We start from the raw sequence: 12546 nt of genomic DNA on the forward strand, positions 1-12546 counted from the left end.
GCGGTGCGACTGCTGGACACCAGACGGATGCACCAGGTGATTCGGACAGTGAAGTGAACACCGATTCACACTCCGGGTACGGTAGATCACAGCGACGGGCCGGCGCGGTCCCGTCCGGAGTGTTCACTAGGAGGTTGGTGTGGAGCGCACACTGTTCGAGCCCGAGCACGAGCTGTTCCGGGAGTCGTACCGCAAGTTTCTCGAGACGCATGTGGCGCCGTTCCACGACCAGTGGGCGGAACAGGGCGTCGTGGACCGTTCGGTCTGGCTCGAAGCCGGGAAGCAGGGCTTCCTGGGCATGGCGATGCCGGAGGAATACGGCGGCGGCGGAGTGAAGGATTTCCGCTACAACTCCATCATCACCGAGGAATCGGTACGCGGGCAGTACTCCGGCCTCGGCTTCAGCCTGCACAACGACGTCATCGCGCCGTACCTGCTCGAGCTGGCCAACGACGAGCAGAAGCAGCGCTGGCTGCCGAAGTTCTGTTCCGGCGAGCTCATCACCGCCATCGCCATGACCGAGCCCGGCACTGGTTCGGACCTGCAGGGCATCAAAACCCGCGCGGTCCGCGACGGTGACGACTGGGTCCTCAACGGTGCCAAGACCTTCATCACCAACGGCATCAACTCCGATATCGTCATCGTGGTCGCCCAGACCGACCCCTCGGCCGGTGCCATGGGCTTCAGTCTGCTGGTGGTGGAGCGCGGAATGCCGGGCTTCGAACGGGGCCGAAACCTCGACAAGCTGGGCTTGAAGGCGCAGGACACCGCGGAACTCAGTTTCACCGATGTTCGGGTCCCCGCCGCCAACCTGCTCGGTGAAGAGGGCAAGGGCTTCATCCACCTGATGCAGAACCTCCCGCAGGAGCGGCTGTCGATCGCGGTCATGGCGGCCGCGGCAATGGAGTCCTGCCTGGACTACACCTGCCAATACGTCCGCGACCGCAAGGCCTTCGGTAAGCCGATCGGCGCCCTGCAGAACACCCGCTTCGTGCTCGCCGAACTGGCCACCAAGACCACGGCCGTGCGGGTGCTGGTCGACCGGTGCATCACCGAACTCAACGCGGGCACCCTCTCGGCCGAAGATGCCGCCATGGCCAAATGGTGGAGCACCGAGGAGCAGGTCGATCTCATCGACCGCTGCCTGCAGCTGCACGGCGGCTACGGCTATATGCGCGAATACCCGATCGCCCAGGCCTACCTCGACGCGCGGGTGCAGACGATCTACGGCGGCACCACCGAGATCATGAAGGAGATCATCGGGCGCAGCCTGAAGCTGTCCTGAGCGCCGGGATCCGTAGGGATCCCTGCGCGAGGGTCGCGGGAACGGGGCGGGTCCACCGGGTGTCCGGCGGGTTCGCCCCGTTTTGTCTCCACGGGCGCGCTACCTTACGGCCCGGAGCGTCGACTCGTACCTGGCGTGCGTGCTCGAGCGGTGACTTCGGGCCTTTCACGACAACCTTCCGTGGTTGGAAAGTGAGCAGGTCACCTGTCCTTCGCGTGTGCGTAGCACAAGAACCACTCGTCTCGGGCCGCCGAAATCGGGTGTATGTCGCCGGAGCCTTCGGTCGGACTGTGTCGACAACGGCTCACGGGTGGGACACGATTGGAATCGATGACGACGGTCGCTGCGGTGGCGAGCACGAACGCGCAGGGTGTGGGCCAGATCGGGCAACTCCTGCTGGCCTTCGCGCTGTCCTCGGTCATCGGATTGGAGCGACAGTTCCGAGGCAAGAGCGGGGGCTTGCGCACGCAGGCCATTGTCGGCACGGCCTCGGCGTTGTTCATGATCGTCAGCAAGTACGGATTCGGTGACGTTCTCTCGGCCGGCACCGTTGTCCTCGACCCGTCGCGCGTCGCGGCCCAGGTTGTTTCCGGTATCGGATTTCTCGGCGCGGGCTTGATCATCACCCGGCGTGGCGCCATTCACGGGCTCACCACCGCGGCTTCGGTGTGGGAGACTGCCGCGATCGGCATGACAGCCGGCGCCGGCCTGGTATGGCTGGCCCTGCTGGTCACCGGACTGCACTTCGTGATCGTGCTCGGCTACACCCCGCTGGGGCGCTGGATATCGCGGCGCGGTAACGCCGAGCGCGGGTACATCATCACCTACGAGGACGGCCGCGGCGTGCTGCGCGATCTCCTCACGACCTGCACCACACGTGGATGGACGATCGATTCGATGGCAGTTCTCGCTCAGCGCGCGGAACTCGATGGCCACCTTCCACCCGGTCGGCTGGTCACGGTCGCGCTGCGGCTCAGCGGCCCCGGCGTCGTGGACGCGGGCTCGGTTCTCGGCGTTGTCGACGGAGTAGTTCGCATCGACGCCGGAGAGGATGAGAACGACTGATCACACCGGGATCGAGGCTCGCTGCGGAGTGCTCGGCGGCCAAGTCTGTAAGCGAGACGTCCCGCTGGAGTACAGGCATTACCGGGCAAAATCAGAGGTGGATCGCGAGAGGGGTCGCCGATGACTACGAAAGCGGGGCCGGCGCCTTCGCATACCCGGCTCGGGTGGGCGGACCGCCGCGCCGGGGTTCCGCATTTCCGCGGCGATCACCTACCGGGTCGAGGCCGGTGTATGTCTGGCGGGCGGCGACCCGCTCGGCTCCGCTGCCCACTGGCCACAGGTGATCGCCGAATGGCGGGGACTGTGCGCGCGATACGGCTGGGAACCCGCGGTGATGGGGGCGAGCGAGGCGGGTGCCCGCGCGCACGCGGCGGCCGGGGCGGCGGTACTGCATCTGGGTGACGAGGCGATCGTCTCCACCCGTGCGCTGCGCACCCTCGGCGGCCAGCAGATGCGGGCCGTACGGCAGGCCGCCACCCGGGCCCGCGGGCGCGGCGTGCGGGTCCCCGGGTGCGCCGGCATCGTGACATCCCAGCCGGCGAGATGGGCGAGCTCATCCGACTGGCCGACCTGTGGCGAGACACCGGGACCGAACGCGGTTTCTCGATGGCGCTCGGCCGGCTCGGTGACCGCCTCGACGGCGATTGCCTGCTCGTCGAGGCGCTGACCGCGGAAGGGGAGTGCGTCGGACTGCTGTCACTGGTTCCGTGGGGTTCCTCGGGTGCTTCACTGGATCTGATGCGGCGCGGCCCGCACGCGCGGAACGGTTGTGTGGAGCTGATGGTGACCGAACTCGCGGCCGCCGCCGACGGGTTCGGCCTGTGGCGGCTGTCGTTGAATTTCGCGGTGATGCGCTCGGTTTTCGAGGAAGGCGCGCGGATCGGTGCCGGGCCGGTCCTGCGGTTGTGGCGATCGCTGCTGGTGTTCTCCTCCCGGTGGTGGCAGCTGGAGACCCTGTACCGCGCCAATGCGAAATATCAGCCGCAGTGGGTACCCCGATTCGTCAGTAGCCTGGTCTCCATCAACCCCGCCGCAACACTCCTCGGGCCTTCGGTCACGTGTCGGCGCTGCCCTGAACATCGCCCCCCGCGGCTGTCGATGGATGTGCGCCCCCGATCGGGACAGTGACGCGGTCTGTCTCCTCACAGATCCGGAATCGGGATATCGAGATTCGGGGCGATCAGGCCGCCGTCGGTCTCGATCACCTTCCCGGTCAGGTAACCGCCGGCGGGGGACGCCAGGAACAGCGCGGTGGCCGCGATATCGGCGGGATCGCCGATCCGGCGCAGCGGGGTGGCCTTCTCCAGGGCCCCGCGCAGGTTGTCGTCGGCGGCGACGACCTCCAGTGCGGAGGTCGCGATGGAGCCGGGGGCGATGGCATTGACCCGGATGCGCGGGCACAGGTCCATGGCGGCGAGCCGGGTGTAGTGCGCGAGCGCGGCTTTGGCGGTGCCGTAGGCGGCGAACGCGCGGCCGGGGAGCCGGCCCATCGTCGAGGTGATGTTGATGATCGACCCGCCGTCGGCGGTGTCCAGCATGATCGGTACGGCGGCCCGGACCAGAGCGTGGGCATTGGCGACATTGAAGCCGAAGGCCTGGGTCAGGGCGTCGGGCGTGGTATCGAGCAGTGGGGTGGGCATGGCACCGCCGACATTGTTCACGACGATGTCGAGCCGCCCGAACTCCGCCGACGCGGTCTCGGCGAGGGCGGCGCAGGCCGCGGGATCGGCCAGGTCGGCGATCACGATATGGGCCCGCCGGCCCGCCCGGCGGATCCGCTCGGCCACCGCGGTCAGTTCGGATTCGGTGCGGGCGGCGATCACGACGTCGGCGCCCGCCTCGGCGAAGCCGAGGGCGATGGCCGCGCCGAGTCCGCGTCCGGCGCCGGTCACGATGGCGACCCGGTCGTCGAGCCGGAACCGGTCCAGAATCATGGCGCCTCCTGAAGTATGCTGGTGTCGACTATTCGACGTCACTGCATCGAATAGTCGATGCAGTGTAGATCCCGGGATACCGGGCGACAAGGGAGCATCGGATATGGCGACGGCCGGGTCCCCGCCGACACGCCGGGTGGTGGCGGTGGTCGAACTGCTCGCGGAATCGGAGCGGGCGTTGACCGTTTCCGAGATCGCCGAACGTCTGGAACTGGCCCGGGCGACGGTCACCGCGGTGCTCACCGAATTGTGCGAGGCGAATTGGGTGGTCCGGGACGCGAGCCTGGCCTACCGGCGGGGACCGGCGCTGGCCCGCCTGTCACCTGCCGAACCCGTGGGCGCGGCGATCGCGGTGGGCGCCGAGTTGGTGGCGTTGGCCGAGGCCGCCTGTTGCGGAGCCACCCTGAGCCGGATCTCCGACGATCGACTCACCATCGTCGCCAAACAGTACGCGGGTGCGCGGATAGTGCCTGGCCTGTCCGTCGGGCAGTCGGTCCCGGTCGTCTATCCCGCGGCGGCCGCGGTGATGCCGTGGCGCACACCCGCGGAACGGCAACGCTGGCTGGCGACGACCCGCGGGCGGACCGGGGCGGCGGAACTACTCGATTTCGTCACCGCGCACGGATTCGCCATGTTCCGGCCCGAAGCCGACGACGCCGGTCTGGTGGATCTGCTGACCGAACTACTCGGCGCGCTCGGCGCCGAACTCCTGCAACCGAAGCTGCGGGCCGAGGCGCTGCGCCAGCTGGGCCGGTTGACCTCGCGCGCGTACACCGAGGTCGATATCCGGACCCGGCAGGCGCTGCCGCTCAGTTATGTGTCCGCGCCGGTGTTCCACGGCGACGAAGCACCTTATGAGGTCCAGCTCGGTCCATTGCGGGCGGAGGCCGGTCCGGCGGACCGTGCGCGTTATATCGACATCGTGCGCGCGGGAGCACGGTCGGTCTCGGTGGCACTGCAGACCGCGGACGAATAAGACGGTGCCGGCAGTGACCGCGCGGTGGACTGGTCTACGGGGACATCGACCCGGGCTCACCGGCGTCGACCAACACACGGGCGCACAGCGGCGATAGATCTGTGCGCTGATGCCGTCGGGCGGCCCGGGGGTCTATCCGTCGCGCAGTAGATCGGCCACCCTCGAAGGAGTCCAGTGACCGGCGGCGCCCGGACGACTGGCCAGATACCCCGCTGTCTCGCCGACCGACCATCGGTGTGTGCCACGCAGACCCGTGCCGATCCGGCGCAGGTACGCGGCGGCCGGTGGGTTTGCGCCGATCTCGCGCCAACGCCACGGGGCGGTGCAGGTCAAGATGGGAAAACCGTCGAAGACCCCTGGGCAGACAAGGGTTTCGTACCGACCGGGGCCGATGCGCGACCGGCCGGTGCGCACCACCTCGGACAGGTCGAGGTCGGTTCCTGCCGGACGGTACATCTCCTGGGCGGCGATATCGCTGAACTGCGACCGGGTCAGCAGGTAGGCGCGCACCGGCGTCTCGGCGGGGGTGACGGGGTCGTAGAAGGCACGGCCGCCGGTCCAGATCGCCGATTCGGTGGCGAAATAGAGCAGGCCGGGCAGTACCAGCGCGATCGAACGCGCCGGCTCTGTCCGGTCACGGCAACCCGCCGGTGGGGCCGCACCGCTGCAGGTACCGGGTGGGCGGTGGACCGCGCCGTCGGGGCGGGTACCGGTGAGGTAGCAGCGCAAGCGTTCCGGGTCGGCATTCGAACCGTAGGCGGCATACCAGACCCGGTCCGGGACCGGCCCGGAAGCGAGTCCCGACCGTGGCCGGGCGAGCGCGACCTCGTGTGCGGCCATATGCTCCTCACCGCCGCGTAGAGAAGGCCCGGCACCGGCGGGTACCCGATGCCGGGGAAGGATTTCAGATCTTGCGGATCACGGTGACGACTTTGCCCAGAATACGTGCGTCGTTACCCGGAATCGGTTCGAAATGCGGGTTGTGCGGCATCAGCCAGACGTCCTTGCCGCTGCGTTTGAACGTTTTCACGGTCGCTTCGCCGTCCAGCATCGCCGCGACGATATCGCCGTTGTCGGCCACGTTCTGCTGGCGGACGACCACCCAGTCGCCGTCGCAGATGGCGGCATCGACCATGGATTCACCGACCACCTTCAGCAGGAACAGCGAACCGTCGCCGACCAGTTCGCGGGGGAGTGGGAACACGTCTTCCACCGCCTGTTCCGCCAGGATGGGGCCACCGGCGGCGATCCGTCCGAGCACCGGTACGTAGGTCGGGATCGGCTGATCGGTACCGCCGGTCGCCTCGGATGCGGCGGCGGTATCGGCGGGGGGCAGGGTGGTCACCGAGCGGACGGCCTCGTCCATACCGCGGACGTCTACGGCGCGGGGACGGTTGGGGTCGCGGCGTAGATATCCCTTGCGTTCCAGGGTGCGCAGCTGGTGCGCGACCGAGGAGGTGGAATTCAGGCCGACCGCGTCACCGATCTCGCGGATGCTGGGCGGATAGCCGCGCAGACTCACCGAGGACCGGATGACCTCGAGCACCTTGCGCTGACGCACGGTGAGATCCGCACCGGTCGCCCCCGGTTCGGTGCCGGGGCCGGCCCCGTCACCCGTGTCGTCTGTTTGGCTCACCACAACCGCCCTTTCTCGTCGGTCTCCGGCCCGGTGACCGCCGTCCCGGCAGACGGCCCGGACCGGCTGTGCCCGAAGTTTCATGTCGTGCAGTGAATCTAGTCGGCGCTCTCGGATCTATCAAACATCTGTTCGAGGTATGTCCGGCGTTGCTACTGACATTATCCCCCCGGCATGGTAAAAATCGAACATCAGTTCGTCGAACATTTGATCGAATGCCGCCCATGGTTCCGCGAGCAACCAGCACGGAGGTCTATCCGATGAACACCGCTATCAGCGTGACCGGTACCGGCACGCGGGAAGACGTCACCGCCCGGGTACGGCCCGGTCCGGTCCCGCCGGGGGAGACCGGAACGGCCCGTCCGGGCGAGGGCGGGTTGCCGGGCCCGGACACGTGGCGGCCTCGTCCGTCCCGCCCATGCAGCGCGGGGCTGCATCGGGGCGGGGCGATCGGGTACCGACCGGTCGTCCGGTCCGCCGCGGTGGTCGCACGTCGCGGGCCGGCGTTGCGGCCCCGGCCGCCCGAACCCGGCGATCTGGTCGGGCGGGCCCGAGTCGGTTATGCGGCGACAGCCTTGACCGCCGTGATCACCGCGACGGTGGTGGTCGCCTTCCTCGCATTGTCCCACCTGCGGGCCCCGGATCCGGCGCCCGGACCGACTCCGGCCGGAATTCCGGCCGCGGCGGTGCCCGGTCCGGCCGCCGACGCGCCCGGGCCCCGATAGCGTGTCGGCGGCACGTGCGTCCGGACCAGGGGTGAGCGCGCGCACGACACACCCCGTACCGGTATCCTCGATGTGTTATGCACTCGAGCCGGTGCGTGTGACCGGCCCACCCGTACCCGGGCACCGGCCCGGTACCCGCGCTCGCCGGACCCGCGACCGGCGCCGGTTCGGCCGCGAGCGTTCGCAGCGACGAAGGACCCCGGATGCACTGCCCGTACTGCCGACACCCCGACTCCCGGGTCGTCGACTCGCGACTGGCCGACGAGGGCGCCGCCATTCGCCGCAGACGCTCCTGCCCGGAATGCGGCCGCCGTTTCACCACGGTGGAGACCGCGATCCTGTCGGTGGTCAAACGCAGCGGTGTCACCGAGCCGTTCAGCCGGGAGAAGGTGATTCGCGGGGTCCGGCGCGCCTGCCAGGGCCGCGAGGTCGACGACGATGCGCTGAATCTGCTGGCCCAGCAGGTGGAGGACGCGGTCCGGGCCAAGGGATCGCCGGAAGTACCGAGTCATGAGGTCGGCCTGGCGATTCTCGGGCCGCTACGCGAACTGGACGAGGTGGCGTATCTGCGTTTCGCCTCGGTCTACCGATCCTTCACCTCCGCCGAGGATTTCGAACGCGAGATCCGGGATATGCGGCAGGCCCGGGCGGCGGTCGGCCCCGGCGACTGATCGGGTGGCCTCAGCGGCGCACGGCCGCGATCGCCTTCTGGATCCGCTTGGTGGAGACCGGATACGGCGTGCCCACCTTCTGGGCGAACAGGCTCACCCGTAACTCCTGGATCATCCACCAGATCTCGGTGACGTCGGATGCGTTGCGCCGCGCCTCCGGTAACCGGGCCAGCAACTGGTCGTAGGCGGCCAGCGCGGTGTCCACGTCGGTCATCGCCTGGCGGTCGCGCATCGCGGACCCGGGCAGGGCCGCGAGCCGGGCCTGCGCCGCGCGCAGATATCGGGGCACTTCCCGCAGCCGGGCCGGGCCCCATTCGGAGACGAACCCGTCGAACAGCAGCTCTGCCAGCTGATCCCGTACGTCCTCGGCGATATCGGATTCCCGCACGCCGATCAACGCGGTCGACACCTCGTGCGCCGCGGCCAGGACCGGTACGACCAGCCGCACGATCCGGGTGACCAGCTCGTTCAGCTTCGGCCGCAGCGCCGCCACCAGGCGCTCGAACTGCGCGGGGTCGCGCACGGGCCCACCCGCGGCGCCGATGAGCTGGTCGGCCGCCGCGGCGCGGCAGTCCTCGACCAGCGCGTCGACCGAACCGTACGGATTCTGGCTCAATACCAGCCGATCTGCCGGGGACAGACCCGCGGTGACGGCGCGCACCGAGGTGGGGATGGCGTTGAGCACCAGCGCCCGGGTCCCGGCTCGCATGGCCCGCGCCTGTTCGGCGGGCGAGGTGAGCACCCGGACCGCCACACCGTCGGCTTCCGGAACCAGCGCGGGGTATCCGGTGACGGTCTGGCCGCCCACTTCCCGGCGCACGGTGTCATCCAGGGTGCCCAGGGATTCCGAGGTCCACACCGTCGCGGGAGCGCGTTCGGCGTTCGCCGTGGCGGCGGCCACCGAGGCGGAGACCTGATCGGCCAGACGGGTCCGCAATTGCGCCAGACTCTTGCTCGTTTCCAGGACGCGGCCGTCGGTATCGGTGGCGGCGAAGGTCATGCGGAGATGCTCGGGCAGCGCGGCCGGGTCCATATCGCCGGGAGCGATCGGCGTGCCCGCCAAGCGGGTCAGCTCCCGGGCCAGCCCGGTCCGCAGCGGCTCGGCCCGCGGGGTGAGGACGCGCAGGGCCGCGGCCGCGAAATCCGGCGCGGGGACCACTGTGCGCCGCAACTGTTTCGGCAGTGTCTTGATCAGCGCCGCGGCCAGTTCCGCACGCATCCCCGGCACCAGCCAGTCGAACCCGACCGCTCGGACATGAGCCAGCTGTGCCACCGGAATGCGCACGGTCACACCGTCGTCGGCCTGCCCCGGCTCGAATTGGTAGGTGAGCGGGAAGGACAGCTCGCCCTGGCGCCAGACGTCGGGAAAGTCCGTGGGGTCCAGCCGGTTCGCGTTCTCGTTCACCACCGTCTCGGTCGTGAAATCCAATTGATGGGGGTCCTGCCGGCGGGCCGTCTTCCACCAGGTGTCGAAATGCCGGACCGAGACGATATCGGCGGGGACCCGGCGGTCGTAGAACTCGAAGAGCACTTCGTCGTCGACGAGGATGTCCCGGCGCCGGGCTCGGTGCTCGAGATCGGCGATATCGTCGAGCAGCGCCCGGTTGCGATGGAAGAACTCGTGCCGGGTCTGCCATTCGCCCTGCACCAGGGCATGTCGCAGGAACAGCTCCCGCGAGACCTCGGGGTCGATACGCCCGTAGTCGACCGGCCGGCCGGTCACCAGGGGGACGCCGTAGAGGGTGACGCGTTCGTAGGCTCGTGCAGCGCCGCGCTTGGACGACCAGTGCGGTTCGGAATAGATGCGTTTGACCAGATCCCCGGCGAGCTGTTCGGCCCACTCGGGCTCGACGCGGGCGGCGATCCGGCCCCACAGGCGTGAGGTCTCCACCAGTTCCGCGGCCATCACCCAGCGCGGCGGTTTCTTGGCCAGCGCCGAACCCGGGAAAATCATGAACTTGGCGTTGCGTGCGCCGAGGAACTCCCGGGATTCGGCTTCCCTGACCCCGATATGCGACAGCATGCCCGACAGCAGCGCCTGATGGACGGCGGTCGCGTCCCACGGGTCGGTATCCGGGGTCATCTCCTCGACCGGCCGGGGGGACGCGGTGGCGGTCCGTGCGCGCTCGACGGCTTCCCGTTCCGGCTTCGTACCGTTGCGTCCGCGCCTGCGCCGCGGACCGCTCGCGGAGCGTGCGGGGTGGGGATCGGTCGTCGCTGGCTCGGCGGTCTGCTCGTGCAGCGACCAGCCCATGCCCTTGGTGATGGTGCGCAGCTGGCCGTACAGGTCCTGCCACTCGCGGATCCGCAGGTAGTGCAGGAATTCCTCGCGGCACATCCGTCGGAAACGGCTGGCCGACAGCGCCCGCCGCTGACCGGTGAGGTAATCCCACAGTCGCAGGTACGCCAGGAAATCGGAGTTCGGCACGACAAACCGGGCGTGTTTCGCGTCCGCGGCCTGCTGCTGGTCGACCGGCCGTTCGCGGACATCCTGGATCGACAGGGCGGCCACGATCACGAGCATCTCGGCCAGACAGCCGTTGCGGTGGGCTTCGACGAGCATCCGGCCCATGCGCGGGTCCACCGGCAGTCGCGCCATCTCCCGGCCCGTCGGCGTGAGGGTGGGGCCTGATCCGGACCGTCGGCGCCTCCGATCGTCGCCTGTCTCGTCGTGGTCCGCGGAATCCGCTTCCCGGTCCCCGGTTTCCGCCGGCGCCGGGGGGTGGGCCGGGCGCTTGTCCGGTGCGCTGCGGGTGAGTGCGCCCAACTCCTCCAACAGCGCGACACCGTCGCGGACCGCGCGCTGGTCCGGCGCCTCCACGAACGGGAACCGTTCCATCTCACCCAGTCCGAGCGCGGTCATCTGCAGGATGACCGCGGCGAGGTTGGTACGCAGGATCTCCGGATCGGTGAACGCCGGCCGAGACTCGAAATCGTCCTCGGAGTACAGGCGGATGCAGATACCGTCGGCGACCCGGCCGCACCGGCCGGACCGCTGCCGTGCCGAGGCCTGCGAAATCGGTTCGATCGGCAGTCGCTGCACCTTCGTGCGCATGGAATAGCGGGAGATCCGGGCGGTACCGGGGTCGACCACATAGCGGATACCCGGTACGGTGAGCGAGGTCTCGGCGACATTGGTGGCCAGCACCACCCGCCGACCGGTGTGCGGGGCGAACACCCGGTGCTGTTCGGCCGCGGACAGCCGGGCGTACAGCGGCAGGATCTCGGTCCGGGACAGCTTCAGATCCGCGAGCGCGTCGGCGGTATCGCGGATCTCCCGTTCACCGGAGAGGAACACCAGCACATCGCCGTCACCTTCGGCGAAGAGTTCGGTGACCGCCGCGCAGATCGCATCGACCGGGTCTCGGTCGACCGGCCGGTGATCTTCTTCCTCGTCGGCTTCCTCCGGTACCGGCAGGACCAGCGGCCGATACCGGATCTCCACCGGGTACGAGCGGCCCGAGACCTCCACGATCGGTGCCGGGTTGCCCGCGGCGTCGGCGAAATGCCGGGCGAACAGTTCCGGGTCTATGGTGGCCGAGGTGATGACGATCTTCAGATCCGGGCGCCGGGGCAGCAGCTGCTTCAGGTAGCCGAGCAGGAAATCGATATTGAGACTGCGTTCGTGGGCCTCATCGATGATGATCGTGTCGTAGGCGCGCAGCAGCCGGTCCCGCTGGATCTCCGCGAGCAGGATTCCGTCGGTCATCAATTTGACCAGCGTGTGCTCGGCGGCATGGTCGGTGAACCGGACCGTATAGCCGACCGTGTCGCCCAGCTCGGTCCCCAGTTCCGTGGCGATTCGCTCGGCGACCGTGCGCGCGGCGAGCCGGCGGGGCTGGGTGTGCCCGATCGCCCCGCGGATACCCCGGCCCAGCTCCAGGCAGATCTTCGGGATCTGGGTGGTCTTGCCGGAGCCGGTCTCCCCGGCCACCACCACGACCTGGTGGGCGGCGATGGCGGCCGCGATATCGTCGCGGCGACCGGTGACCGGCAGCTGCTCGGGATAGGTGATCGTCGGTAGCGCTGCCCGCCGGGCGGCGATACGTTCCTCGGCCGCCGTGATCTCGGACTCGATCCGGGACAGGTCGCCACCGCGCACTCGATCCAGTTGCCGGTGCAGCCGGTGTTCGTCGCGGAGGGTGAGAGAGGCCAACCGGGTACGAAGCTCCCGGTGCGTGACTGCGGTCCTGGTCATTGCATCGACCAGCCTATCGAAACCCGGCCTCCGGTCCGGTCGCGGCCCGGTCCGGT

At 69.1% G+C, this 12546-nt stretch carries 9 protein-coding genes and 1 pseudogene; 6 read left to right on the top strand and 4 right to left on the bottom strand.

Annotated elements, in window-relative coordinates; genetic code table 11:
- Positions 1-139: 139 nt before the first annotated feature.
- The 3 genes and pseudogenes from NS4_RS19705 to NS4_RS31590 form a co-directional block, all read left to right on the top strand.
- Entirely contained in the window at positions 140-1285 is a 1146-nt protein-coding gene (locus tag NS4_RS19705) for an acyl-CoA dehydrogenase family protein (RefSeq protein WP_063061004.1), read from the top strand.
- Between the two features lie 330 nt (positions 1286-1615).
- On the top strand, positions 1616-2350 hold the full coding sequence (locus NS4_RS19710; protein ID WP_063061057.1) for an MgtC/SapB family protein: 735 nt from the start codon (positions 1616-1618) through the stop codon (positions 2348-2350).
- Between the two features lie 199 nt (positions 2351-2549).
- Positions 2550-3355, top strand: a pseudogene (locus NS4_RS31590) (phosphatidylglycerol lysyltransferase domain-containing protein); the annotation flags it as partial.
- Between the two features lie 137 nt (positions 3356-3492).
- On the opposite strand, the gene NS4_RS19720 reads toward NS4_RS31590, so the two are convergent.
- Positions 3493-4284 carry an SDR family oxidoreductase gene (locus NS4_RS19720; RefSeq protein ID WP_063061006.1) on the bottom strand — a complete coding sequence of 264 codons (792 nt, stop codon included), beginning with the start codon at positions 4282-4284 and terminating at the stop codon, positions 3493-3495.
- Between the two features lie 103 nt (positions 4285-4387).
- Here NS4_RS19720 and NS4_RS19725 point away from each other — a divergent pair, with 103 nt between their 5' ends.
- A complete protein-coding gene (locus NS4_RS19725) occupies positions 4388-5260 on the top strand; it encodes a helix-turn-helix domain-containing protein (RefSeq protein WP_063061007.1) in 873 nt (290 codons plus the stop codon).
- Positions 5261-5392: 132 nt separating this feature from the next.
- Here the strand turns inward: NS4_RS19725 and NS4_RS19730 are convergent, their stop codons facing one another.
- Positions 5393-6100: a hypothetical protein gene (locus NS4_RS19730; protein WP_063061008.1), complete on the bottom strand. Its 708-nt coding sequence runs from the start codon at positions 6098-6100 to the stop codon at positions 5393-5395.
- A gap of 64 nt (positions 6101-6164) precedes the next feature.
- Positions 6165-6896, bottom strand: coding sequence for a transcriptional repressor LexA (lexA, locus tag NS4_RS19735; RefSeq protein WP_439955796.1), 732 nt, complete (start codon positions 6894-6896; stop codon positions 6165-6167).
- A 224-nt stretch (positions 6897-7120) separates the two neighbouring features.
- On the opposite strand from lexA, the gene NS4_RS19740 reads away from it, so the two are divergent.
- Both NS4_RS19740 and nrdR read left to right on the top strand, forming a co-directional pair.
- On the top strand, positions 7121-7621 hold the full coding sequence (locus NS4_RS19740; protein WP_157106139.1) for a hypothetical protein: 501 nt from the start codon (positions 7121-7123) through the stop codon (positions 7619-7621).
- A 203-nt stretch (positions 7622-7824) separates the two neighbouring features.
- Positions 7825-8292, top strand: coding sequence for a transcriptional regulator NrdR (nrdR, locus tag NS4_RS19745; RefSeq protein WP_039825717.1), 468 nt, complete (start codon positions 7825-7827; stop codon positions 8290-8292).
- A gap of 10 nt (positions 8293-8302) precedes the next feature.
- Here nrdR and hrpA read toward each other — a convergent pair whose 3' ends face one another.
- Complete coding sequence (gene hrpA, locus NS4_RS19750) at positions 8303-12490, bottom strand: ATP-dependent RNA helicase HrpA (protein ID WP_063061011.1); 4188 nt, start codon at positions 12488-12490, stop codon at positions 8303-8305.
- Between the last annotated feature and the right edge of the window lie 56 nt (positions 12491-12546).

It is taken from the genome of Nocardia sienata NBRC 100364 (assembly GCF_001613205.1).
GTDB lineage: Bacteria > Actinomycetota > Actinomycetes > Mycobacteriales > Mycobacteriaceae > Nocardia > Nocardia sienata.

Excerpts from the sequence above, each read along its gene's own strand:
- NS4_RS19710 (WP_063061057.1), top strand. The coding sequence starts at position 1,616 with ATGACGACGGTCGCTGCGGTGGCGAGCACGAACGCGCAGGGTGTGGGC.
- NS4_RS19720 (WP_063061006.1), bottom strand. The coding sequence starts at position 4,284 with ATGATTCTGGACCGGTTCCGGCTCGACGACCGGGTCGCCATCGTGACC.
- NS4_RS19725 (WP_063061007.1), top strand. The coding sequence starts at position 4,388 with ATGGCGACGGCCGGGTCCCCGCCGACACGCCGGGTGGTGGCGGTGGTC.
- NS4_RS19730 (WP_063061008.1), bottom strand. The coding sequence starts at position 6,100 with ATGGCCGCACACGAGGTCGCGCTCGCCCGGCCACGGTCGGGACTCGCT.
- NS4_RS19740 (WP_157106139.1), top strand. The coding sequence starts at position 7,121 with ATGGTTCCGCGAGCAACCAGCACGGAGGTCTATCCGATGAACACCGCT.
- nrdR (WP_039825717.1), top strand. The coding sequence starts at position 7,825 with ATGCACTGCCCGTACTGCCGACACCCCGACTCCCGGGTCGTCGACTCG.
- hrpA (WP_063061011.1), bottom strand. The coding sequence starts at position 12,490 with ATGACCAGGACCGCAGTCACGCACCGGGAGCTTCGTACCCGGTTGGCC.